Below are 25,855 nucleotides of genomic sequence, written 5' to 3'. Positions count from 1 at the left end.
ATTATTTTGGGGAACAAACTTAACTCTTTGAGTTACAATTTACGTACGTTCACATAGTAGTTTCTGTCCACCTTCAATGTTCCCGTTATCGAATCTTTGATTTGCTTTGTTTTCCATTCTTGAGAGGGGGTAACCATAAAATCGTTATCATCGATAGAAATAGATAATGGCATTTTAAAGCCAACAACAATATCAACATACCTGTATTTTAAATTGCCGTTCGATAGTTTATATTCAAAGACAGGTATTTGAGATGTTCGAAGGTACTGGTCAAAGATTTTAGATAGGTCAATATTCGATTGCTTTGAAATGTAGTTCTCTATCTGTTTCGTCGTTACCGTTTGGTGATAGAAGGTTTTGTTTAGACCACGCAATATTTCTCTCCATTTATCGTCATCATCTATCAACTGACGAATCGTATGAAGCATATTGGCACCTTTATAATACATATCTTTTGAACCCTGAGCGTTTACGTTATATGTGCCTATTATGGGCTCATCGTTTAAAATGTTATTTCTGGTACCGATTACATAATCTGCAGCGGCTTCTTTACCATAGTGGTAATCAAGAAAAAGATTTTCTGAGTAGGCAGTAAAGCTTTCATGAATCCACATATCGGCCATGTCTTTGTATGTTATGTTGTTTGCAAACCATTCATGGCCTGCTTCATGAATAATAATGAAGTCAAATTTTAGCCCCCATCCTGTTCCGGATAAATCTCTGCCCAAATAACCTTTCAAGTATTTATTTCCATAGGTGACCGAACTCTGATGTTCCATACCCAAATAGGGCACTTCAACCAATTTAAAACCGTCTTCGTAGAAAGGGTAGGGACCGAACCAATATTCAAAAGCCTCCATCATTCTTGCAGCATCTTTAAAATGTTCTTTTGCCTTTTCCAAGTTGTAAGAGAGAACAAAATAGTCCATGTCTAAAGATCCTTTTTCGCCCGCATATTTCTCGCTAAAATGGGCATAGTCGCCGATGTTTATATTTACTCCATAGTTATTGATAGGGTTGGCTACAAACCAATGATAGGTATTGGTTTCTTCATCGGTCTTTATAAGTTTTCCGTTAGATACATCCATAAGGCCGCGTGGCGACTTAATACGTATAGACATACTGTCAACTTCATCGTACATATGGTCTTTATTGGGCCACCACACGCTGGCACCTAGGCCTTGGTTTGATGTAGCGATAAAGTTTTTGCCGTTCGAGTCTTTTTTCCAAGAAAATCCACCGTCCCAAGGTGCGCGAACCGCCTCTTTAGGGTGGCCGGAAAATTGAACGGTCAACTGATTATACTGACCTCTTTTTTGAGGTTTCTTTAATTGGATAAAATGTGCATTACCATTATGTTCAACATCGAGAGTTTTTCCTTCTTGTGTAACCTTGTCGATAGTCATTGGAGGCTGTAAGTCTATTTGAAGAACTTGAAGGGGTTTTAAAACCTCATAGCGAATGGTATTACTACCTGAGATGAATTTGTCGTCAGCATTTACATCTACATATAAATCGTAGTAGTTCAAATTCCACCATTCTCGTTCGGGAGTGATACTACCACGCAAGGTATCTTGTTCTGTATATTCTTGTGAGTAAGAATACATGCATAATGATGCAATTATAAATGTTGCTATTTTATTGTTCATAGTTAGAATTTTTTTGAAACACACTGAACTAGTGTGGGAGTCTACTAATTTAGGGTCAATTTCAAAACTATTATTTAGCGAATGATGGAATTCGGAAAAACCACAGGACTCTCAAAACCATTTTTTCCTACTGCGGACACTCCGAAGAAAAAATTATCGAGCACTATTCCTTTTAAAGTATGCTCGGTTACATCACCTACGAAGCGACTATAGTCCCAAGTAGGGGAAGTAGTATCCCTCCAATAAATTTTGTAACCAGTAGCACCTGTCACCGGACTCCACTCAAATTTAGCGGATGCTTCTACGATTCCTCCTATCTTCACCTCGCTTGGAGCAGGGGGTGACCAAGCCAATGAAGCCAAATTTATAGCATTCACTGCCGTTAATTTTCTAGCATATTCAAAATTGACATATTTGATTTTATCGCCATATTCGATTCCATTTTCGGTTCTAACATCTTGGTGCTGTTGTGTGTAGTTTTCGTGGGCTTCCATTATACGAATACCTGCAAAACCGGTATCATTGAATGGGCGATGGTGCCCGCCACGACCAAAACGGTCAAGGCGATAGATTAGCATCGGATTCATTTCAGGCATATAGGTATTAGTTGTTCTATGTACATAGCGAGCCAGTTGTCGAGAAATACCATCTACTTCACTACCATAGTAACGTCTTGCCCTACGCTCTTCTTCGGTTTCTGTAACGGGTACAGGTTCAGAAAATATTCTGAAATCAGTATTACTGATGATGCCGTCAACACCCTTGATGTTGCCGATCATGTCATTGTTAAAAATGCCGATGATTTCCCACCCCATTTCTTTAGCATAGGCCGCAAACCCCTTACCACCATAGAGTCCTTGCTCTTCTCCTGAAAGACCAACAAAAACAATACTGTTTTCAAAATCGTATTTAGAAAGCACTCTTGCGGCTTCTAGGGTACCGGCCATTCCACTTGCGTTGTCATTCGCTCCAGGCGCATCAGCAGTAAAATTGTTCGGGTCACTGACCCTAGAATCAATATCACCACTCATTATAATATAACGATTCGGGTATTTGGTTCCTTTCTTTACAGCAGCTACATTCACGATGTATACATCTTTCGTAATTCGGTTGTTATCACCTTTTTTTACCAAATTTTTTTGATAGAAAACTTTCAAGCAATAACTACAATCACTTGATATTTTTTCGAATTCTGTTTTAATCCATCGTCGAGCAGCGCCAATACCCCTAGTATCAGAAATAGTATCACTTAAGGTATGCCGAGTTCCAAAATTGGCCAGAGTTGTAATATCCGCCTCAATACGATTGGCCGATAGGTCATCGATAATTTTATAAATGTCTTTATCAGACTGTGAAAAGATTGATGTTAAGCAGAGAGAAAATAGATTAAATAAAACTAATTTTTTTGTCATTTCTCATAATTTATTTGTGATTGCGAAGATGTATCAAGCCGAATATGGGCCCGATAGCTAAAATAACAAATACATACTCGGCACGAAAAGTCTTCGAGAGTAGCGATATCAATTCGATACTCAAAATACTTATAATGTAACCTAAACAATTGACCAAAGTTAGCGCGGTGCCTCTTAAGTCCACAGGAACAGCCGATGCTACCATACTTGAAAATTGTGGGGAATCAGCTGCCACCATAAAACCCCACAAGGCGAAAAGTGTCAAGAAAAGATAGGCGGGAAGATGGTAAAAAATGGGAGAGAACATACAACACAAGCCCGAGATTAGAAGGGTTAAAAATGCCACTTTTTTGCTACTATGTGTTATTGAAAAATAACCCCCTATAATACAACCCAGGCCTCCTGCGGCAATTAAAAGTGAAGTGTAAAACGGTACATAGAGTGTTTCACCAGAAATACGATTAAAAGTTATAATAGCAAAAGGCAAGAATCCCCAAAAGGCATACAGTTCCCACATATGGCCGAAATAGCCAAAAGCAGCTTTTCTGAAATTGATAATTTTAAAAAGTTCGGGCCCCGCTTTTAGTCTTAACTTTTTACCTTTTTTTCTATATGGTCCATCAGGTACGGTCAACCATAGTAGTAACCCACCCAATATTGTAAAAATTGAGGTAGCTTGTACTACCGACTCATAATTGCCCCATTGTAGACTCTTTATGAAGTATGGAAGCGATTTTCCGAAAACTAGGGCACCCACTAAATACCCTAGTGCCAAACCCAATCCTTTTTCATAATAGTCTGCCGCTATTTTCATGCCTATCGGATAAATACCGGCCAAGAAAAATCCCGTACCAAAACGTGCGGCTAGAAGACCTATTTTTGAAATACCTCCCGCAAGTAATAGTATATTACACCCAGAGGCAAGAATTGCACAGACCAAAAATACTTTTGAAGGAGAGAATCGGTCGGCAATCGTCAAAAGTGCAAAAGTTAGTGTGCCCAAAATGAAACCGAATTGTACAGAAGAAAGAATGTAACCGATTAGTTCACTACCGAAACCTGTAACTTGGGCTAATTCATTTACTATCGAATTGCCGGCAAACCATACCGATGTACAAGCAAATTGGGCAATTATAATTATGGGTAGTATATGCTTTTTGGGCTTCAATCGGGTTGGTTCAGAATGGATTTCTACTGCAATTTTACTACTTATTCAACTATGAACTGCAACTATCATAGGTTTCCTGTTTTACTTTGTCGTCAATTATGTCGCCCATTACAGTACAGTACATTACTTGATTTAATGTATCGATTTAGAATAAAAAGGAGCTTATCATATATAAATCAAAAAAACGAGGACCGATAAATGTGGCCCTCGTTAATTAAAATTGTTCTTCCGTTAAAAGTTCCGTTTTAGGGTTTATTTCATTCAATATATAAAACGGTCAAGTAAAGCTCTTACGTTTTTCACGCTTTCAACATAATACCTTGCATTCGTCTTCTGTCTGCCGACCTTAACGGTAATCGAGTCTTTTGGCAGCTCCATGAACATAAATTCATCCGTCCAATCATCACCAATGGCAAATACGAAGTCGTAGTTCTGTTCGGCATACATACGCATGGCAGCACGGCCCTTATTTACATTGCTACTCTTTATTTCCATTACTTTGTTACCATTAAGAACGCTTAAATCATCAGTGCCAATCAAACTGGTCAACACGGTATTTAGCTCGGTAGCCCTTTTCTGTCCGAAATCGGGGTCTGTATTTCTATAATGCCAAGCTAGAGAATAGTTCTTTTCTTCAATGAAACTTCCGGGTGTTCTATCTACAAATGACTCAAGTACAGGTAGTATTTTTTCCATCCAGTCTTTTTTGACTTTTTCCAACATTTTAAATTCTTCACCTCCTCTTGAAATCCAAACTCCATGTTCAACGATCATATTATATTTTTTTGGCAAAAACCATTTGGTAAAGGTTTCTTTATCGCGACCGCTGATTAAGAACATTTCAGTATTTTCTTGCGATGAGATGCTATCTAAAAGCTTATACAGTTCTTCATCGGGTGAGGCTTTTTGGGGGTCTTTGTGAAAACCTGCCAGCGTACCGTCATAGTCAATGAACAATAGACGCTTATTCGATACCTTGTAGTCATCAACTATGGTGTTCATCAAATCAACAGATAACTTTCTAGCTACATGGCTAAAGTCTTTTCCTTTTTGATTGAGTAATGAATCCATAAAATCATTGGCCCATTTCTCGACATTATAACGCGCCAATCGCTTCTGTAAAACGGCGTTTCTCTCTTGCTGTTCTTCTTTGGGCATTGTTATCGCCTCTCGAAGGGCGTCGGCAGTTTGTTCGAAATTATTCGGGTTAATTAAAAGTGCCTCGTTCATTTCATTGGCCGAACCTGCCATCTCACTTAAGATTAAGACACCGGTTTGGTCTGTTCGTGTGGCGATATATTCTTTTGCAACCAAGTTCATACCATCTCGTATGGGGGTAAGCCAAGCTATATCACAGGTGGTATAGAGATCGATGAGGTTCTCAAAGGGCATCGATCGATAAAAATACCAAATCGGCGTCCAGCTTACGGTAGAGAACTCACCATTTATGCGACCTACCAATTCGTCAATTTCCCGTTTTAGCAATTGATATTGGGGTACATTTGATCTTGATGGTACAGCTAAAATTATCAGTCTGACCTTTTCTTTATATTCGGGGTACTTATTTAAAAAGTATTCAAATGCATTGAGTCTTTTGGCAATACCCTTAGTATAATCAAGCCTATCGATAGAAAGAAAAAATTTCGCTTCTGGATCTGCACTTTTATGCTTATAGAGTCTCTGTTGTAGTTCTGATTGATCATTAGGCGTGGTGCTCTCGTTCTTTTTAGCTGCCTCATTAAATTTTTTGTAATCAATACCCATCGGAAAGGAATCTACTTTGATAACCCTGTCGTCAAGATGAATATCGTTAAAGCTCACCTCAAGGCCCAACAATCTTCTCGCCGAACTTAAAAAGTGTCTTTCATAATCATAGGTGTGAAACCCGATGAGATCGGCACCGAGCAAGCCTTCAAGTATTTGTTCACGCCAAGGCAAGGTTCTGAATATTTCAAATGAGGGAAAAGGTATATGTAAGAAGAAGCCGATTGAAATATCAGGCTTTTTTTCCCGAACCATTTGCGGAACCAGCATCAATTGATAGTCATGAACCCATATGGTGTCATCATCATCGGCTGCCTCTAATATGGCATCTGCGAATTTCTGGTTGACTTGTTTATAAATATCCCAATTATTCAGCTCAAATTCTGAATACTCTAAAAAGTAATGGAATAATGGCCAAACTGTGCGGTTACTAAAACCGTAGTAGAACCCATCGATTTCTTTCGATGTCAAGTTTACTTTCGAAGAACCATGTTCACTGAGGGCTTCATCGATTTTAGGTGAAAGTTCTTCCGGTATTTCTTCATCTGTAAGTCCGCTCCAACCTATCCAAAGACTATCACCCCCTGAATGAACCGATTTCATGCCGGTGGCCAATCCGCCAACACTTGGTATTGCAGTTATATTTCCGTTGCTAATTTGTAACTGAACGGGGAGTCTATTTGAGATTATTATAGTTTTGCCCATAAATTGGAATTTTTGTGTTGATTTGAACTTTATTTCTCTAAATTTCGGGAAAAAGAAGGGCAATAACAATTCGGTGCCCGTATGAATCAATAATTTTATTGAATGGATAATTTAGACTATGGAATTATAGGGAATTGTAGAAGTGCAGCTCTCATCTCAAAAACTGGTAGTATAGACTGGTGCTGTTTGCCCGAATTCGATTCTTCATCGGTTTTCGCAAAATTACTTGACGAAGAAATTGGAGGCAGCTTTAGCTTCACCGTTAACGACAATTATGAAGTGAACCAGCAATATATAGAGCATACAGCATTGTTGCTGACTACCTTTTCCGATGGGGAGAATGCATTTGAGGTGTATGACTTTATGCCTCGCTATCACAATATCGAAGGGGGCTATCATGCCCCACCTGAAATTGTCAGATATATTAAATTGATATCGGGCAGACCAAAATTCGTGGTAGACTATAACCCCAAATTAGAATATGCCTTAGGTGAGACCAAAACATATGTGAAACATAATTTTGTTGCAAGTCTTACCCATGCCGAAAAATTTGACACGGTTTTTTTATATACCTCGTTCAATAAGAATGCAGTAGTAGAAGGCCGAGAAATAGAGGTTTGCGAAGACGGTTATTTTCTTATGGGTTATAATGAGAAAATATTTCAACCAAATACCGAGAAAATGTATTTGGAGATGGAACGTACGAAAGTGTATTGGTTAAATTGGAGCAACCATACACCGACCTATAGAAAATACAATGCAGAGATTAGTAGAAGTGCTATAACCTTGAAACTTTTGAGTTACGATAAATCTGGGGCTGTATTGGCTGCGGCGACCACCTCTTTACCCGAGACTATAGGTGAAGTAAGAAATTGGGACTATCGTTTCTGTTGGATTCGCGACGCCTCGATGGTGGTAAAAGTTGTTTCTGAATTGGGGCATAAAAATGTAGCCCGGCGTTATTTGCAGTTTATCATTGATCTAATTCCTGATAAGGATGAGAAACTGCAGATCATGTACGGCATCAACAAAGAAAAAAATCTTACGGAAGAAACCTTAGACCATTTAAGTGGCTATAAAGGTTCAAAACCCGTTCGGGTTGGTAATGCGGCATACGTACAGCGCCAAAACGATATCTACGGTATTCTGATGGATGTTATTTATGAACAATTGGATAAATTCAGCACAGATATTGAAAACGGGGAGGAAATCTGGACGATTACCAAAGGTATTGTTTGGATTGTTGAAAAGCATTGGAAGGAAGCCGATAAAGGTATTTGGGAGTTCCGTTCTGAAGATAAACATTTTACCTTTTCAAAGGTACTTTGTTGGACGGCCATAGACCGTGCAATCAAGGTGGCCAAAATTTTCAATAAGCACCATAAAATTGATAAGTGGAAGCCCCTGCGTGATGAAATATGGGCAGATATTTATGAAAATGCTTGGAACGACGAGGTTCAGGCTTTTACACAATCATATGGTTCAAAACACTTAGATGCTTCGGTATTATTGATGGAATCTTATGGTTGTATCGATGCAAAGCACGAAAAGTTCATAAGTACAGTTGAGGCGATTGAAAAAGAACTTAGTAATGACGGCCTTTTATACCGATACAAAAATGAAGATGATTTTGGATTGCCCTCTTCTTCTTTCACCGTTTGCACCTTCTGGTTTGTAAATAGCCTGTTTAAGATAGGGCAGGAGGAAAAAGCTATGGAATATTTCGATAGATTGTTAAGTTACAGCAATCACCTAGGCTTATTCAGTGAAGATATCGATTTTGAAAGCAAAAGGCTATTAGGAAACTTTCCACAAGCATATTCTCACTTGGCCTTAATAGAATGTGCCATTAATTTTTCTAAGAAACATAGCGAAGAGAAAATATTGGAGTCTATGCGAGAGTAGTAGTTTATTTTAGTAAAAGTGATAAATGAAAAAACCGCCCATTGGGCGGTTTTTATATGCCTAAGCACAAGAAACACATATTTGAATTAGTCAAACGAATAGGTGTTGTCAGATGAAACCTTATCTGCTATCTGGGTTCGTAGGGCAACCACATTGGGGTTGTTCGTATATTTAGTGAACCTTTTAAGCCCCATAAGCATCATTCTCTGCTCGTCTCCTTCAGCAAAAGAGATAATTGCCTCTTTTCCTTTTCTAATAACGGTTTCGGTAGCATTGTATAAGTAGAGTTTTGCCATGGCGATTTGAGTCGCTTGTGCCTCTTCGCCAAAACGTTTTGCATTTTTTTCCGTTCTTAAAATGGTACTTTCTGCCATATACACTTCAATAAGAATATCGGATGCGGCCAACATCAACTGTTGATGGTTCTCCAATTCGGGACCGAATTTTTGAACAGCGCTTCCGGCTACCATAAGAAAGACCTTTTTCAATCTGGAAAGCAAATCCTTTTCCTCTGAAAAAAGTTCAGAAAAATCCGGAGTATCGAAAGAAGGTATGCCCATAAGTTCATCAGCGACGGCAGTCGCCGGGCCCAATAGGTCTACATGACCTTTCATAGCCTTTTTGACCAACATTCCTACGGCCAGCATTCTATTGATTTCATTGGTTCCTTCATATATTCGGGCGATACGCGCGTCACGCCAAGCCTTTTCCATCGGTGCATCGGCACTGAAGCCCATACCTCCATAAATTTGAACACCTTCATCGGTGGTTTGCTGTACATCTTCAGAAACCGCTACTTTCAAAATTGAACATTCGATAGCGTATTCTTCGACACCCTTTAATTCAGCTTCTTGATGTGAGTTTCCTTCCGATTGACGAATCTCGATTCTATCCTCTATATTTTTCGCAGCTCGGTAACAAGCCGATTCACCAGCGTAAGCATTTACGGCCATATCCGCAATTTTTGCTTTAATGGCCCCAAAATTTATAATCGGGGTTTTAAACTGAACTCTTTCATTGGCATACTTGACACCTTCGGTTACAACTCGTCGCTGTGCTTCAAGACAAGCGGCAGCCAACTTAATTCTACCCACATTAAGAGCATTCATGGCGATTTTGAAACCATTGCCTCTCTCTGAAAGCATATTCTCAACTGGCACTTTGGTCTCATTAAAGAAAACTTGGCGAGTAGAGGAGGAGTGTATGCCTAATTTCTTTTCTTCCTCTCCTAAACTTATTCCATTTTTAGGGTCATTTTCAACGATGAACCCTGTAATATTCTTATCATCTTCTATTCGAGCAAATACAATAAACAGGTTGCAAAATCCGGCATTTGAAATCCACATTTTCTGCCCGGTAATACTGTAGTATTTTCCATCTTCGGATAAAACAGCCTTAGTTTTACCTGAATTCGCATCAGATCCGGCCCCTGGTTCTGTTAAACAATAGGCACCGAACCATTCACCGGAAGCTAATTTTGGCACATATTTGAGCTTTTGCTCTTCCGTACCGTACAGGGTAATTGGCATGGTTCCGATACCGGTGTGAGCCCCAAAGGCGGTACTGAACGAACCAGTAGCCCCGGAAATATAATCACAGACCAACATGGTAGAAACAAAACCCATTCCCATACCACCGTAAGCTTCCGGTACGGCGACGCTTAAAAGGCCCAACTCACCGGCTTTACGCATACATTCTTCTGTATAGGCATAATCTTTTTTCTCAAAACGTTCCCAATGGGCCCAAAGTTCACGGTCAACAAATTCTTTCGTGCTCTCACGCATCATGCGTTGTTCTTCATTAAGGTCTTCTAAGGTGAAAATATCTTCGCACTTAGTCTCCTTGACCAAGAATTGCCCTCCTCTCAACAGGTTATCTTTTTGTATTGTTTCAGTACTCATGTTGTTGTTAGTTTAAGTATTAAGAAAATCTGTATGTAGCCTAGTTACTATAAAATCATTCAATTTTTGATAGTAAATAAGACTATTTCAAAAACTCGAAAATGCCAGCTGCACCTTGCCCGGTACCCACACACATAGTAACAAGACCATGCTTGCCTTGCAGGTTACGTTTTCGCATTTCATCGAACAGTTGAACGGAGAGTTTACCCCCTGTACAGCCGAGCGGATGGCCCAAAGCGATTGCACCCCCGTTCACGTTAACAATATCACCATTCAAGCCAAGTTCACGAATGACGGCTATTGATTGTGAAGCGAATGCTTCATTCAATTCAATAAGTTCAATGTCGCTCTGCTTGAGACCGGCCTGATTCAATGCCTTTGGAACTGCCTTAACGGGGCCTATACCCATTATACGAGGCTCGACACCGGCAGCGGCATAACTGACCAATCTCGCTTCTGGTTCTAAGTTCAGTTCTTTGACCATTTCTTCACTCATCACCATAACAAATGCGGCACCATCACTTGTCTGCGATGAATTTCCTGCGGTTACACTTCCATTTGCCGCAAAAACAGGTCTTAATTTACCAAGCACTTCAAGGGAAGTATCGGCACGTGGCCCTTCATCTTTGGTGACCGTATATTTTTTTGTTTCTTTCTTACCTTCATTTACATAAGTTTGCTCAACTTCAATAGGTACGATTTGGTCTTGAAATCTATCTTCAGCTTGTGCTTTTAAAGCTTTTTGATGTGAGTTGAACGCAAACTCATCTTGGTCTGTTCGTGAAACTTTAAATTCTTGGGCCACAGCTTCAGCAGTGTTTCCCATTCCCCAATAGTAATCTTCGTGACCCGATTTGACGAGGTCATAATTCAATTCGGTCTTAAAACCTGTCATGGGAACGGAGCTCATACTTTCAACGCCTCCAGCGATAATACAATCGGCCATTCCTGATTGTATTTTGGCAGTAGCGATACCGATTGTTTCTAGTCCCGATGAACAAAAACGGTTTACGGTAACACCGGGAACATCTACAATATCTAGGCCCATGAGAGAAATTAACCTTCCCATGTTAAGACCTTGTGACCCTTCGGGCATGGCGTTACCTACAATAACATCATCAATTCTTTTTCTGTCAAAATCAGGTAACTTGCCCATTAAATATTGAATGGTTTCAGCTGCAAGTTCATCTGCTCTTTTAAAGCGAAATCCTCCTTTACCCGATTTTCCGACTGCAGTTCTATATCCTTTTACTATATATGCTGTTCTCATTTTTTTAATTTCTAAGTGGTTTTCCTGTTTTCAACATATGTTGTATCCTTTCCAACGTCTTTCTTTCTGTACATAGAGATAAAAATGCTTCTCGTTCTAAATCAAGAAGGTATTGTTCATCGACCATCGTCGGCTCTGACAAGTCACCACCTGCCATTACATAGGCAAGTTTATTAGCGATTTTTTTATCATGTTCACTAATATAGTGGCTTGCCTCCATCGAATCGGTACCGACCAAAAACATACCCAATGCTTGCTTTCCAAGCACTTTAATATCTTTTCGCTTCACTGGTTGGGTATAGCCCGATTCTGCCATCAATTTAGCGTGTGCTTTCGCTGTGGCGATTTGCCGGTCTTTGTTCACTACCACAATATCTTTGCCTTTTTGAAGAATTCCCAAGTCATAAGCTTCGTAGGCCGAAGTAGATACTTTTGCCATACCGATCGTCAAGAAATATTCCTGCAAAACATTTAACTCGACATCGTTTTTCTTGAAGGTGTCTTGGGCACGAACTGCAAACTCTTTTGAGCCTCCACCACCAGGAATCACTCCTACACCAAATTCGACCAAGCCGATATAGGTCTCGGCAGCTGCCACAACTTTATCGGCATGTAAGGAAAGTTCACAGCCTCCACCTAGCGTCATCCCATGAGGAGCTGATACCGTCGGAATAGAAGAATAGCGCATACGCATCATCGTATCTTGAAACATTTTGATAGCCATGTTCAATTCATCGTACTCTTGTTCAACGGCCATCATAAATATCATTCCGATATTCGCACCTACTGAAAAGTTGGCTGCCTGATTACCTACCACTAAGCCTTGGTAATCTTTTTCTGCCATGTCGAGGGCTTTGTTCAAGCCCGATAATACATCACCACCAATGGTGTTCATTTTAGACTGAAATTCGACATTCAAAATGCCATCACCTAAATCTTCTACAACAACACCATTGTTTTTGAAAACCTCTTTCGATTCTCTGATATTATCAAGAATAATGAATGCATCTTGACCAGGCACTTTTTGCATGGCCTTCTTTGAAATGTCGTAGAAATAAGTAGCGCCATCTTTTACGGAATAAAAGGAATCAATTCCCGCTGCTTTCATTTCTTCGACCCATGCTGCAGCCGCTTGGCTTTCATTCTTTATAAATTCTAAACCTTTATCGAGCCCAACGGCATCCCAGATTTGAAAAGGGCCGTGTTCCCAGCCGAAACCGGCTTTCATGGCATCATCTATTTTGTAGAGTTCATCTGAAATTTCAGGAATCCTATGTGAGACATAAGCAAAGAGTTGACCAAAGCTCTTTCTGTAAAACTCTCCTGCCTTGTCTTTGCCACCTGTCAAAACGCTAAAACGGTCGATTACCTTATCTATCGTTTTAGTCAGCTCTAAAGTTGCAAACTTGGCACTTTTCTTTGACCGATAGTCCATAGTATCTAAATCCAAGGTCAGAATCTCGGTCTTTCCATCTTTACCCTTGGTTTTTTTGTAAAAGCCTTGGCCTGTTTTACTTCCCAACCATTTGTTTTCCATCATGGTATCGATGAAGTTGGGTAGCTTAAAAATTTCGTGGCGCTCGTCGCTTTTACAATTTTCGTAAATTCCATTGGCTACATGCACTAATGTGTCTAGACCTACAACATCTACGGTTCTAAAAGTGGCAGACTTTGGCCTGCCGATAACCGGCCCAGTTAGTTTGTCAACCTCTTCTACCGTCATGCCCATATCTTTTACCATATGAAAAAGACTCTGAATGCTGAATATGCCAATTCGGTTTCCGATAAAAGCGGGAGTATCTTTGGCAACAACCGATGTCTTACCTAAGAATTTCTCCCCGTAACTATTTAAGAAGTCAAGAACCTCGGGAGATGTTTTAGGACCTGGAATAATCTCAAAGAGTTTTAAGTATCTCGCAGGGTTAAAGAAGTGCGTACCACAGAAATGTTTCTGAAAATCATCACTTCGACCTTCAGACATAAACTTTATGGGTATACCTGACGTGTTAGATGTTATTAATGTACCCGGAGTACGATGTTTTTCAAGATTTTCAAACACCTTCTTTTTAATATCTAATCGTTCGACTACTACTTCGATGATCCAGTCTACCTCTGATACCTTAGCGATATCATCTTCAAGATTGCCCGATGTAATTCGCGACGCGAATTTTTGATGATAGATAGGCGAGGGCTTAGATTTCAGGGCCGCTGTTAAAGATTCGTTCACTAAGCGATTGCGAACCACTTTATCATCTAGGGTCAACCCTTTCTTCTTTTCCTTTTCGTTCAATTCTCTTGGAACGATATCTAGGAGAAGAACTTCGACTCCTATATTGGCAAAATGGCAGGCGATACCGCTTCCCATAATTCCGGATCCTATAACCGCGACTTTATTAATGTGCTTGTTCACTGTTCAATATTATTTATAGGTTAAGTGGTCAATTTGTTTTCTGACCGTTGATCGCATTATCACTGGTTTGAATGTTCTTTTCTGAAATCATTTCGTTTATCGAGCCCATTACGGTAAAGAAACCCTCTAAATTTTCTTCGGAAACCTTTGAACGTATCGTCTCATTAAAACGCAGTACCACATTCTTTGAATCTGTTCGTTTTTCAAGGCCGAAATCCGTTAGGTGAATCAAAACTCCGCGCCCATCATTTGGGTTAGGTTTTCTTTCGATTAAACCCTGCTCTTCCATTCTTTTTAAAATACGGGAGAGACTTGTGGCCTCCATACCCATTTTAGGGCCTAACGATGTTGAGGGTGTACCTGTTTTCGGATCAATGCTCAACAAGGTAAACCCGACCGCCATGGTAGAACCGAACTTTTTAGCCTCTTCGTTATACATTCTTGCAACGGCCTGCCATGTTGCACGAAGTGCATAGTCAATCGTAATCTCTTTCATCGGTTGGAGTTAGGTATTCCAAATATAAGAAAATTTATTATGCATGCATAATAAATAATCAAAAAAATGATTAGTTCATAGCACTGGTTTAATCTCTTTAGGCATCGAGAAGGTTAGTGTTAAAATCTGGTATGCAAATGGTTGGGCTCAATAGCTGTTATAATTTTTTATCTAGTAACCGTAGATATCGTTGTAAAGCTCGATATATTTTTCTTTCACAATCTTTCTTCTCAATTTCATGGTAGGGGTAAGGTGTCCGTCACTTATGCTCCAAACATCGGGCGTAAGTCTGAACTGTTTTACTTTTTCCCATTTGGCAAATTTTTCATTGGCCTCATCAACCTCTTTTTGATATTGCTGCAATACTTTTTCGTTGAGCACGATATCAGAATTTTCAGGTATGGTAATATTCTGTTGTTTAGCCCATTCGTTCAAGTATTCAAAATCAGGCTGAATGATGGCAGCGGGCATTTTCTCACCTTCACCGACCACCATAATCTGCTCAATAAAGCGAGATTGTTTAAAACGGTTCTCCAAGAGTTGGGGAGCAACGTATTTACCACCCGAGGTTTTGAACATTTCCTTTTTACGATCTGTTATTTTTAAAAAACCATCTTGATCTATTTCACCTATGTCACCTGTATGAAAATAGCCATCGATTAATACTTCACCGGTTTTTTCGGGGTCGTTATAATAGCCCATCATCACCTGAGGACCTTTGATACAAATTTCTCCGTCTTCAGCAATTTTCACCTCGGTTCTATCTATTGGAATACCGACCGTACCAATTCTAAAACCTCCGTCACGCATATCGTTTACCGAAATTACCGGCGAGGTTTCGGTAAGGCCATAGCCCTCCATAAGACCAAATTCCGCAGCATTAAAAATGCGGGCCAATCGTGGTTGCAAAGCAGCACTGCCAGAAGCGATAAGGCTCAAGTTTCCGCCAAGACCTTCTTTCCATTTACTGAAAATAAGCTTACGGGCCAGGGCAAGCTTTTGCTCGTACCACCATCCGTTTTTTCCATAAGGCTCATATGCAAGACCTATGTCAATGGCCCAAAAGAACAATTTCTTCTTTATACCGGTAAGCTCGCTACCTTTCGCTAAAATTTTGTCATATACTTTTTCAAGCAAGCGTGGAACAGCGGTCATCACATTTGGGCCGGTTTCTTTAAGGTTTTCACTGATTTTATCTAGAGATTCAGCATAGTAAATGGTTACCCCCCTAAATTGATATAGGTAAATAAGCATGCGTTCATACACATGACATAAAGGAAGAAAACTAAGTGATTTTGTTTTTCCATCGACAATAGGAAAGCGTTTAGAGCTCTCTAAAGCGTTGCTTACCAAATTTTCATGAGAAAGCATAACCCCTTTTGGTCTTCCGGTAGTACCTGAAGTATAGATTAAAGTGGCCAAATCAGATGCCTTGACATTATTTTTCAATGTTTCGACTTCTTTTTGATTCGAGATATCGGCACCAAGGTCTAAAACTTCGCTCCAATTCTTGCATGAGGAAAGCTCGTCAAAAGAATAGACCTCTTTCAGAAGAGGAACTTGGTCTTTAATCGACATTACCTTGTTGTATACTTCTTCGCAAGAGACAAAACAATAATGAGACCCAGAGTGATTAAGAACGTAAGCATAATCTTCTTCGGAAATCGTCGGGTATATAGGCACATTTTGCGCACCTAGTTGTAAGATTCCGATATCCATGACGTTCCATTCTGTTCGATTGGTCATCGAAATAACCGCGATTTTGTCATTGGTTTTTACCCCCATTCGAAGTAAAGCACGGCTGATAGCGTTAGCTTTATCTACGTATTCCTGCGTTGAGGTAGCAATCCAGTTTCCATTAACCTTTGTAACCAAAGATTTCTCCAAATTAAAATTCTTCAATTGGTAATATGGAAAGTCAAAAAGTCGAGTGATTTCTGTCATAGTAGGATTTTAGTAACCCGTTGCAAAATAGTGAATCAGTACCAGTTTTTAAAATTGGATTGATAAAATATAATCACAAACATTGCAAATTTCTTAATTGTAGCAGTTTGAGTATCCGCCGATAATTTTAACTACTCGTCTACAATAAATTGCTATTGAACGTGTTATGTATGCAGTTTAGTTATTTGTAAGAAAATTCACATGACTAATGTTGTATGTTTGCTGTGTAATTATTATCCCAAATCGCAGAAATTATGGAAAAAAAATACCCTTTTAAATATTCATTAAAGTTTTTTACAGCTTTAATGCTTTTATTAATGGTGAATACATCAGCTATCGGTCAATCAGAACCTTTCGATTGTGATTTTAATGCATATTTGTTTCAATATAATGATATTTATGCGTTAGATCTGGCATCCGGAAGCTCTTATTTGGTTTCAGAAAATGTAGCGCCGGGCAATATTAATGCTGCTGCCTACAATTCATCTGATGGATATATTTGGGGTTATTTGTCAAGTCCATCCAAGTCAATCATCAGAATTGGCAAAGATTACTCTACAGATGTTTACAATATACCTGAACTGCCAGATAGTGGTAATAAATATGTTGGTGATATTTCGATAGATGGTATATACTATATAAGGTCTGGTTCATCGACTTATTATAGTATTGATTTGAACCCAGAATCGAACAATTACCTAAAGTATGTAGGTTCTCAAACATTGAGCCAGAACATCAGTATACATGATTGGGCTTTTAATGCTAAAGATAATAAGCTCTACACTGTTGAAAGAGGCACCAATATTCTGTATCGAATCGATGCCGTAACAGGTGGGGTCGAGGTTTTAGGCGTTGTACCTATTTTATCGGGACTTAATTATACCTTCGGTGCAGTATATTTTGATGTAGATGGAAATTTTTATGTATCTGCCAACCAAACTGGATCCGTTTATAAGATTAAAAATGTTCACGACATAGCAATAGGTGGTTTGATCGATTCGAACATTTTTGCATTCGGCCCTGCTTCGTCTCTTAATGACGGAGCTCGATGCCCAACTGCACCTGTGCCACAGGAAGATTGCTTGAATGGTATCGATGACGATGGTGATGGACTGGTGGATTGTGATGATCCCGCTTGTTCAGGGGTTGCCGCTTGTCCAGAAATTACATTGACTTCTGGTGCCAATAGTGGTGGACTTGAGAGTAATGACCGTTTGTCATCTTTGATCAGCAAAAGAAATTACGATAGGGCAAAAACCAATTATACCTTCGATAAGAGCGCTGCTAAGAAGTTAAAGAAAGGACTTAACTATGGCAAGAGTGGCAAGTATTCCGCAGCTTCGATTCCGTTAGCTGATTTAGTGCCTTTAGGTATTGTCGGTGAAACGAGTACAATTGAATCATCACCTGCTGACCTATTAGATTTGACCAATGCTTCAGATATTTACTCTGTTGATTATCTAAAGGGTTCTGATAATATAGGAGCGCTAATGGTTATCAAAACGGAAGAAAAGGTATATGAACACAGTAAATTTATTTGCGACCGGTTCCTAGGTGCGCAGCTTCTATCGGTCAGCAATATTCAATTGCGTGAAAAAGACTTTATCAAGTCAATCATAAAACAGCCCGATGGCAATACCGAATTCGCACTAACATTTTCTGCTCGATTAAATGCCAATAACAATTTTATAATTGAATCACATTGGAATATTGATGCTTACGCTGATAACACTGCCTACTACAACTTTCAAATTTGGTCGAATACGGTAGATGATTTACTGGCTTTGGCAGATGAAATATTGAACCTTTTAGAGGCAAACACTTCGATAGCAGATTATATGGGTTCAACGCCGCCCCCTGTTTTTGTTAAATCGGCAAAATATGCAAAAGGTAAAGTAACCTTGAATTTGGTAAACAATAATCGGTCTGATCAGCTGAATCTTGACGGTGGCATCAAGAAAACGGAAACTATGGATACCGAAAGCATGTCTTTCGTAGCGCCAATCGATGGTTATCTTGATTCGGTATCACTTGAGACCGGCAGTATTTTCGACTTCGGATTTAGAGTAAATAACTCTAAGGGAGGTACGCCAGATGACCTTTTCGTTGCTGATGCTCCATGGGGTCTTGACAGTTCTACGGCGGGAACCAGTGTTGATATCTACGAGGTTACCGAAACGGCACAACCCTATATGGAAGAAGGTTACCCCATCGAGAGAAATATAAAGTTAAAAGGAAATACTTCCAATTATATAGGAGTATATAGAGCACTAAGCCCTCGATTCACGCCAGTAGACCTTTCAAATTATTCAAAACTAGCATTTGATGCCGCAGGTAGCGGTTTATTGGAAGTGAAGCTTACGAAAGGTGATGGGGCTATTTTTACTGCCCACGTAAATCTTGCGGCCAATAGTGAAACCTTTGTACTGTCCGATACCGACTTTGAAGGCTCTGGTGGATCGGCTGATTTCTCAAGTCTAAAGGTAATTAATTTCAACCTAGTCTCTGAGACTGGGACGGAAGAGGAAAAGGAATTAGTACTATCAAATGTAAATTTCAATAACAAAGAGAAAGAACAGCTATTTGTTCTCGAAGACACCAATAAATCTTTACTTTACCCTAACCCTGTTGAAGCAGAGGCTGATTTGTATTTCTTTGAAGAGGCAGAGGGTTCTTATACATTCGAACTCTTCGACCTTTCTGGAAAAAAAATAATGTCGCACGAAATGCAGGGCGATACGCAAAAGGGTCAAAACAAAATTACTGTTAAAAAGCATAGCCTTTCCCCTGGACTGTACCTTTATAAGTTAACGAGCTCTAATGATAAAATTTGGAGCAGTAAACTTATGATTAAATAGGAGAGGGGGCCACAATCAAGTTTTATTAGCGAGGGAAGAAACTACACGGGGTGCTTAAAGTGTAGTTTCATTCCCTCATGACTTGCCATAAAGCCTAATTGTTTGTAAAACTCAAGCGCTTCGGGTCGTTTTTTATCCGTGGTCAATTGAATTAAGTGGCTCCCTTTATTTTTTGCAAACTCGATTGCCCAATCGAAAATTTTTTACCTAAGCCTTTGCTGCGATAATTCTCATGAACACGCACCGCTTCAACTTGCGCGCGTATGCCGCCTTGATAGGTCAAATATTGTATAAAACTTAGTTGAAGTGTGGCCACAACCTTTTTCTTATCATTTTCCATGACCATTAAAAACTGATTGGGATCATTATCAATATTTTCAAACGCTTGATAATATTTCTGAGGAAGCGGCTCTTGAAAATCTTCTCGTACGCTGCCCAATTTATCATTGGCTATCATACGTACAATCTCTCGAACGTCTTCTGTTTTAGCTTGTCGAATTTCCATATATTTTAATGTTAATTATATCCTATCTCATCTAAATGAAGAAGTTCAAGTTTAAATATAACTTGACTAATGAATTGATTTAGAAAGTTTTATTGGGTTGGATTTGTCGATTATAAAATATTTCTTACAAAGTATACATAAATTCTCACTAAGTGTAATAATTAACTATTATTTCTTCATTATCGTTACTAGTTTTATATAACTATTAGTAGTGATTTGAGCTTATTATATTACTTCAGTTCCACCACGACGGAATAAGCCAATCTACTATTCAATTTTACACACTGTTCTCTCAATATAGCGAGTTGTTCTTGACTATATATTGCTTTAAGTTATGAAATTATTTCAGTTTTCACTGCTCTTAATAGCAATTGGAAGTAGTTGTACTTCACATAAAAAAGTTTCCGAAAGTGCCAATGATATAGACATAAATATGATTATGCAACAAACAAGAATAGAGAACCAAATCGGGGTTTTAGATTTCATAAAAGACATAGGAAAATTCGCCATCTCTTTCCATCAAGAGAATACAATTGATTCGCAATACACTTGTATTGTGCCCGAAGCCTCCATGATTCCCGCTGAGCTCAAGCCAGGCGCTAAGGTGATTTTCACTGGATTATTATCTAAGGATCCATCCTTGCCACCACCTAGAATAGGGGGTGAACAAGTTTTTCTTCTAGCACGACTAGAAAGTATAAGGTTATTTATTAACAACTAAAAACATTACTTATGAGTGAAGTAGCAGAGCAAAAGCAATCGAAAAAACTCAAAAAAGCTGAATTTATTCCACAAAAACCCACAGATGTAAAAGAACTTCAAAAACATTTAGAACTTTTCGGGTATTTGAATCCTAATGATGCGGCTTTCGGAGCTGAGCAAAATAGACCGCCCCAACCTGAGGAGGCGGCTCTTGAAAGTTTAAAAACCTCATTTGTCGAACCAGGTAAAATGGATGAGGCGACCGTGACCGCCTTAAAGAAGTATCAAGAGTTTCACGGTCTCGATGTAACCGGTAAACTAGACAAAGAAACGCTAGCTGAACTAGACCAAAAACGCTGCGGTATGCCAGATTTGGCTGAATTTTCGACTCATGGCAACAAATGGTCTACCAACAGCCTGACTTATGGTTTCGACAATTATACGACTGATAATGGGCTTACTCAGAGCAAGATACACGAAGCGATTGCCCAGGCTTTTGCAATGTGGGCAGCAGAAACCCCGTTAAGTTTCAGAAGGATCAATAACAGTGCAAGTGCCGATATTAGAATCAAGTTCGTTTCAGGTACCCATGGTGATGGTTCTGCCTTTGATGGGCAAGGAGGTGTTCTGGCTCATGCTTATTACCCACCGCCTAATTCAGGTTCTCTTGCTGGTGATGCACATTTTGATGGAGATGAATCTTGGACAATAAATATACCTACAGGTAACGGTAAGGTAGATTTGGTAACTGTGGCTGCCCATGAATTTGGTCATTCTCTAGGGTTACGACACTCTAATGTCAATGGGTCTTTGATGTTCCCTACATATCCTGGTCCTAAGCGGTATTTACACGCCGATGATATTGCTGGAATCAGAACAATTTATGGAGGATACGCCATAGAGAACGCCTCTTGGATTCACGGAACAAGTATACAGGTGGAATTTCCCGAACGTTTAGACAGAATAACAAGAGCGGGCTTTTACACCTATTTATATGGAAAGGCCAATACTACCAATTGGTTTCATTTTGCTCTACCGACGCCGGTAATAAAAGATCAAAAACGATTGAAAGTAGTTTGTGCTATTTTAAGGTTTAGAACATTTTCTGCTAAAGCAGTGGTGAATCATGTTCATATTTATGATGGGTATACCAAAATAGCGGCACATAATAATCTCAATTTATCAGGTGACAATTGGTTCAAGAAATTTGGTGTCGCCCATAAGCCAAGTGTTCATTGGGGTATGGGTATTTCAATCGGTGTTTCTTTTTCAAGCGGAACACTTAATGAAAGAAGAATGGACTTCGTTTCTGCGGGGTGTGATTTAATTAATTGAATGTTAAGCAGTAGTTATAAAAAGAGGCTAGTTTAAAAACTAGCCTCTTTTCAATAGTTTTATTTCCATCATGAATTATGGTTGTTGACTTTCTCCACCCATTCCCTGGCATTGGTAAAGGCCTCTACCCAAGGGGAAACCTTATCGTCTCTATCTTTTGGGTAATGGGCCCAGTTCCAAGGAAATATAGAGCGTTCGATATGGGGCATAGTTACTAAATGGCGCCCTGTTTTATCACAGAGCATTGCTGTATTGAAATCACTGCCATTCGGATTGGAGGGATAACCTTCGTACCCATATTTTGCAACAATATCATAGCTTTCCTCAGCAAGTGGTAAACTAAATTTACCTTCCCCATGGGAAATCCAAACACCAAGGGTAGTACCTGCCAAGCTCGAAAGCATGATTGAATTGTTCTCTTGTATTTTTACCGAAGTAAAATTGCTCTCATGTTTGTTTGATTCATTATAGGTCATTCGCCCATGGCTCTCATGCTCCGGATTAATTAGGTCAAGTTCCATGAACAATTGGCATCCGTTACAGATACCTACGGAAAGAGTGTTCGGCCGAGCAAAAAAGTTCTTTATTGCGGTGTTCGCTTTCTCATTATATTTAATGGCACCTGCCCAACCTTTGGCGCTTCCTAGTACATCTGAATTTGAGAATCCGCCAACGGCACCGATAAATTGAATATCTTCTAGCGTTTCTCTACCGGATATAAGGTCGGTCATATGAACATCCTTTACATCAAAACCTGCTAAATACATGGCATTGGCCATTTCCCGCTCAGAATTACTACCTTTTTCCCTAAGAATAGCGGCCTTGGGTCGAGAGGTAACATTGACTTTGAAGTTCTTTAAATCAATTTTTGGATTTGCCGGAAAACTATAAGATAAGGCTTGAGTCTTGTAATTATCGAACCTCTCTTTAGCTAAATCCTTAACAGTTTGCTTATTGTCTAACAAATAAGAAGTTTTGTACCAAGTGTCTCGCAAAGACTCGATATTGAGCCCCATCTCCATTCCATTGTTTTTGATGGTCAACGTACTATCAAAAACCACCTCACCTATTTTTTTGAAATCGATGTTTTGTTCTGATAGATGGTTTTCTATACTGTTGTTTTTTGCCTGAAAAACAATACCGGCATTTTCTGAAAAGAGCAATTTAATGGTGTCTGATTCATTCAATTCAGATAAGTTCAAGTTCGCTCCCAAATCGGTATCGGCAAAGCAGAGCTCCAATAATGTGGTAATCAATCCACCAGAGGCAATATCATGACCCGCAACTATTTTATCTTCGCGTATCAATTGTTGAATCGAGTTGAACACTTTTTTGAAGTATAGTGCGTCTACAATGGTCGGGGCTTCGTTACCGATAGTATTTCGTACTTGCGAGAAAGAAGAGCCCCCCAGTTTATAATTATCTTTTGATAAATTGATGTAATAGATTGAACCACCATCCTTTTGAAGAACAGGTTCAACAACTTTGGTTATATCATTACAGTTACCTGCCGCTGAGATAATTACGGTGCCTGGTGAAATAACATCCCCATCTTTATACTTCTGTTTCATCGATAGGGAATCCTTTCCCGTCGGTACATTGATACCCAACTCAATCGAAAAATCGGAGACTGCTTGAACCGCCTCATAAAGTCGAGCGTCTTCACCTTCGTTCTTGCAGGGCCACATCCAATTTGCGGAAAGAGATATAGATTTTAGGCCCTCTTTTAAAGGAGCCCAAACGATATTGGTCAGGGCTTCGGCGATACTGTTTTTACTTCCGGCAGCGGGATCGATCAATCCTGAAATAGGGGAGTGGCCAATACTGGTAGCAATTCCTTCCTTCCCTTTAAAATCCAAGGCCATAACCGCACAATTGTTCAACGGCAATTGTAAAGGGCCTGCACATTGCTGTTTTGCTACACGCCCGCCTACACAACGGTCGACTTTGTTCGTTAACCAATCTTTACAGGCTACAGCTTCTAATTGTAGTACTTGATCCAAATAGTCTTGAAAGAACTCCAAAGAATATTCAGGTGCTTGATAGCTACGTTTAACACTATTGTCGGCCATTGTGGTTTTAGGCGAACTTCCGAAAATATCCGAAAGGTTCACATCCATAGGCTTTTCACCAGTGGTCTTTGATTCGAAAGTAAAACGGTCATCACCGGTAACATCGCCCACTTCGTACATTGGCGAACGCTCACGGTCTGCGATACGATGAAGTAAGTCGATGTTCTTTTCACCGATTACGAGCCCCATACGTTCTTGAGATTCATTACCGATAATTTCTTTGGCGGATAAGGTGGGGTCACCAACGGGTAGTTGATCTAAATCTATTTTTCCACCGGTATCCTCTACCAGTTCAGAAAGACAATTCAAGTGGCCGCCTGCACCGTGGTCGTGAATCGAAACAATTGGGTTTTCTTCACTTTCGACCATACCTCTCACGGCATTGGCCGCTCTCTTTTGCATTTCAGGGTTTGAACGTTGAATGGCATTCAATTCTATCGAAGAACTGAACTCACCCGTGTCTGCACTCGAAACCGCTGCACCGCCCATGCCGATGCGGTAGTTATCACCACCAAGTATCACTATTTTATCACCTTCTTCCGGAGTATCTTTTAATGCTTGCTCCGCCTTACCATAACCAATACCGCCAGCTTGCATAATGACTTTGTCGTACCCAAGCCTTCTGGCCTTATCGCCTGTCCCCTCATTCTTCTCATCATGCTCAAAAGTTAACACAGAGCCAGCAATAAGAGGCTGCCCGAACTTGTTTCCGAAATCGGAAGCGCCGTTCGAAGCTTTGATTAAAATGTCGATAGGGGTTTGATATAACCATTCACGTTCTGGCATTGCCTGCTCCCAAGGGCGGTCTTGTTCTAAACGGGAATAGGAAGTCATATATACCGCTGTGCCGGCCAAAGGTAAAGATCCTTTACCACCTGCAAGTCGGTCTCGTATTTCTCCGCCCGATCCGGTTGCTGCACCATTAAAAGGTTCTACCGTAGTAGGAAAATTGTGGGTTTCAGCCTTTAACGAAATGACTGATTCAAATTCCTTTTCTTCGTAAAAATCGGGTTTATCGGCAGTTTTTGGTGCAAATTGTATAGCTTTAGGCCCCTTGACAAAAGCCACATTATCTTTATAGGCCGAAACAATGTCGTTAGGGTTTTTCTCTGATGTCTTTTTGATCAACTTGAAAAGTGAGCTCGGCATTTCTTGGCCGTCGATTACGAACGTACCATTAAAAATTTTATGGCGGCAATGTTCCGAATTTACCTGACTGAATCCGAATACTTCAGAATCGGTCAGCTTACGGCCCATTTTTTCCGATAGGTTATTCAGATAGTCAACCTCTTCATCACTTAAAGCAAGGCCTTCCTTTTCATTGTAAGCCCCAATATTTTCGATTTTTAATATGGGTTCGGGGGTAACGTCAATATTGAATATAGTTTGACCAAGGCCGTTGAATTTTTGGGATAGCATGGGGTCAAAATCAGTAAAATCTTCTGAAACCGATTGAAATTCTTCAATTCGAAGAATACCCGAAACACCCATATTTTGGGTTATTTCTGTGGCGTTTGTGCTCCAAGGAGTAATCATGGCAGCTCTCGGGCCAACAAAAAAGGCGTCAAGAGACGCCGTATTTAGTTGAGGTTGGTTGCCGAACAACCATATAAGTTTATTTGTATCTTCTTGAGAAAGTTCGCCTGTGGTTTGAACAGCAAAGACTTTGGTACTGGCATCACCGAAAAAAAAGATCATTGATTATCTGAATTGATGGGTTTAAGAAAGCACAAATTTACAGCTTTTCACCCAATCAATT

At 39.7% G+C, this 25,855-nt stretch carries 16 protein-coding genes; 4 read left to right on the top strand and 12 right to left on the bottom strand.

The window, feature by feature from the left end; translation table 11 throughout:
- Positions 1-32: 32 nt before the first annotated feature.
- The 4 genes from IV512_RS10840 to IV512_RS10825 form a co-directional block, all read right to left on the bottom strand.
- Positions 33-1,649, bottom strand: coding sequence for a M1 family metallopeptidase (locus tag IV512_RS10840; protein ID WP_209403239.1), 1,617 nt, complete (start codon positions 1,647-1,649; stop codon positions 33-35).
- A 74-nt stretch (positions 1,650-1,723) separates the two neighbouring features.
- A complete protein-coding gene (locus IV512_RS10835) occupies positions 1,724-3,061 on the bottom strand; it encodes a M28 family metallopeptidase (RefSeq protein WP_209403237.1) in 1,338 nt (445 codons plus the stop codon).
- 10 nt (positions 3,062-3,071) lie between these two features.
- Entirely contained in the window at positions 3,072-4,229 is a 1,158-nt protein-coding gene (locus IV512_RS10830; RefSeq protein ID WP_209403235.1) for a nitrate/nitrite transporter, read from the bottom strand.
- Between the two features lie 261 nt (positions 4,230-4,490).
- Positions 4,491-6,698: a bifunctional alpha,alpha-trehalose-phosphate synthase (UDP-forming)/trehalose-phosphatase gene (locus IV512_RS10825; RefSeq protein WP_209403232.1), complete on the bottom strand. Its 2,208-nt coding sequence runs from the start codon at positions 6,696-6,698 to the stop codon at positions 4,491-4,493.
- Positions 6,699-6,800: 102 nt separating this feature from the next.
- Between IV512_RS10825 and IV512_RS10820 the strand changes: the two genes are divergently transcribed.
- Positions 6,801-8,603, top strand: a complete 1,803-nt coding sequence (locus IV512_RS10820) for a glycoside hydrolase family 15 protein (RefSeq protein ID WP_209403230.1) — start codon at positions 6,801-6,803, stop codon at positions 8,601-8,603.
- 86 nt (positions 8,604-8,689) lie between these two features.
- On the opposite strand, the gene IV512_RS10815 is transcribed toward IV512_RS10820, so the two are convergent.
- The 5 genes from IV512_RS10815 to IV512_RS10795 all read right to left on the bottom strand — a co-directional run bounded on the left by IV512_RS10815 (position 8,690) and on the right by IV512_RS10795 (position 16,624).
- A complete protein-coding gene (locus tag IV512_RS10815) occupies positions 8,690-10,504 on the bottom strand; it encodes an acyl-CoA dehydrogenase family protein (protein WP_209403228.1) in 1,815 nt (604 codons plus the stop codon).
- A gap of 82 nt (positions 10,505-10,586) precedes the next feature.
- Complete coding sequence (locus IV512_RS10810) at positions 10,587-11,774, bottom strand: acetyl-CoA C-acyltransferase (protein WP_209403226.1); 1,188 nt, start codon at positions 11,772-11,774, stop codon at positions 10,587-10,589.
- Positions 11,775-11,778: 4 nt separating this feature from the next.
- Positions 11,779-14,184, bottom strand: a complete 2,406-nt coding sequence (locus IV512_RS10805; protein ID WP_209403224.1) for a 3-hydroxyacyl-CoA dehydrogenase/enoyl-CoA hydratase family protein — start codon at positions 14,182-14,184, stop codon at positions 11,779-11,781.
- A 28-nt stretch (positions 14,185-14,212) separates the two neighbouring features.
- A complete protein-coding gene (locus IV512_RS10800) occupies positions 14,213-14,680 on the bottom strand; it encodes a MarR family winged helix-turn-helix transcriptional regulator (RefSeq protein ID WP_209403222.1) in 468 nt (155 codons plus the stop codon).
- Between the two features lie 171 nt (positions 14,681-14,851).
- A complete protein-coding gene (locus IV512_RS10795) occupies positions 14,852-16,624 on the bottom strand; it encodes a long-chain fatty acid--CoA ligase (protein ID WP_209403220.1) in 1,773 nt (590 codons plus the stop codon).
- A gap of 254 nt (positions 16,625-16,878) precedes the next feature.
- Here IV512_RS10795 and IV512_RS10790 point away from each other — a divergent pair, with 254 nt between their 5' ends.
- Positions 16,879-19,482: a T9SS type A sorting domain-containing protein gene (locus tag IV512_RS10790; protein ID WP_245224741.1), complete on the top strand. Its 2,604-nt coding sequence runs from the start codon at positions 16,879-16,881 to the stop codon at positions 19,480-19,482.
- 41 nt (positions 19,483-19,523) lie between these two features.
- Here IV512_RS10790 and IV512_RS20030 read toward each other — a convergent pair whose 3' ends face one another.
- Positions 19,524-19,628: a hypothetical protein gene (locus IV512_RS20030; protein WP_371743286.1), complete on the bottom strand. Its 105-nt coding sequence runs from the start codon at positions 19,626-19,628 to the stop codon at positions 19,524-19,526.
- 5 nt (positions 19,629-19,633) lie between these two features.
- Positions 19,634-19,987, bottom strand: coding sequence for a GNAT family N-acetyltransferase (locus IV512_RS10785; protein ID WP_245224739.1), 354 nt, complete (start codon positions 19,985-19,987; stop codon positions 19,634-19,636).
- Between the two features lie 334 nt (positions 19,988-20,321).
- On the opposite strand from IV512_RS10785, the gene IV512_RS10780 reads away from it, so the two are divergent.
- The gene (locus IV512_RS10780) at positions 20,322-20,708 is read left to right on the top strand and encodes a hypothetical protein (protein WP_209403218.1); all 387 of its coding nucleotides are present in this window, start codon (positions 20,322-20,324) and stop codon (positions 20,706-20,708) included.
- Positions 20,709-20,719: 11 nt separating this feature from the next.
- Positions 20,720-22,024, top strand: a complete 1,305-nt coding sequence (locus tag IV512_RS10775; protein ID WP_209403216.1) for a DUF6623 family protein — start codon at positions 20,720-20,722, stop codon at positions 22,022-22,024.
- Positions 22,025-22,092: 68 nt separating this feature from the next.
- Here IV512_RS10775 and purL read toward each other — a convergent pair whose 3' ends face one another.
- Positions 22,093-25,794 carry a phosphoribosylformylglycinamidine synthase gene (gene purL, locus IV512_RS10770; protein ID WP_209403214.1) on the bottom strand — a complete coding sequence of 1,234 codons (3,702 nt, stop codon included), beginning with the start codon at positions 25,792-25,794 and terminating at the stop codon, positions 22,093-22,095.
- Positions 25,795-25,855: the final 61 nt, after the last annotated feature.

It is taken from the genome of Pseudozobellia sp. WGM2, from assembly GCF_017810075.1.
Classification (GTDB): domain Bacteria; phylum Bacteroidota; class Bacteroidia; order Flavobacteriales; family Flavobacteriaceae; genus JADNYK01.
The sequence above is the reverse complement of the archived record's forward strand: the minus strand, read 5'-3'. Positions and strand labels throughout refer to the sequence as shown.

Coding starts and splice junctions, on each gene's coding strand:
- IV512_RS10785 (WP_245224739.1), bottom strand. CDS start 19,987: ATGGAAATTCGACAAGCTAAAACAGAAGACGTTCGAGAGATTGTACGT.
- purL (WP_209403214.1), bottom strand. CDS start 25,794: ATGATCTTTTTTTTCGGTGATGCCAGTACCAAAGTCTTTGCTGTTCAA.
- IV512_RS10840 (WP_209403239.1), bottom strand. CDS start 1,649: ATGAACAATAAAATAGCAACATTTATAATTGCATCATTATGCATGTAT.
- IV512_RS10810 (WP_209403226.1), bottom strand. CDS start 11,774: ATGAGAACAGCATATATAGTAAAAGGATATAGAACTGCAGTCGGAAAA.
- IV512_RS10820 (WP_209403230.1), top strand. CDS start 6,801: ATGGATAATTTAGACTATGGAATTATAGGGAATTGTAGAAGTGCAGCT.
- IV512_RS10790 (WP_245224741.1), top strand. CDS start 16,879: ATGGAAAAAAAATACCCTTTTAAATATTCATTAAAGTTTTTTACAGCT.
- IV512_RS10795 (WP_209403220.1), bottom strand. CDS start 16,624: ATGACAGAAATCACTCGACTTTTTGACTTTCCATATTACCAATTGAAG.
- IV512_RS10775 (WP_209403216.1), top strand. CDS start 20,720: ATGAGTGAAGTAGCAGAGCAAAAGCAATCGAAAAAACTCAAAAAAGCT.
- IV512_RS10835 (WP_209403237.1), bottom strand. CDS start 3,061: ATGACAAAAAAATTAGTTTTATTTAATCTATTTTCTCTCTGCTTAACA.
- IV512_RS10825 (WP_209403232.1), bottom strand. CDS start 6,698: ATGGGCAAAACTATAATAATCTCAAATAGACTCCCCGTTCAGTTACAA.
- IV512_RS10815 (WP_209403228.1), bottom strand. CDS start 10,504: ATGAGTACTGAAACAATACAAAAAGATAACCTGTTGAGAGGAGGGCAA.
- IV512_RS10800 (WP_209403222.1), bottom strand. CDS start 14,680: ATGAAAGAGATTACGATTGACTATGCACTTCGTGCAACATGGCAGGCC.
- IV512_RS10780 (WP_209403218.1), top strand. CDS start 20,322: ATGAAATTATTTCAGTTTTCACTGCTCTTAATAGCAATTGGAAGTAGT.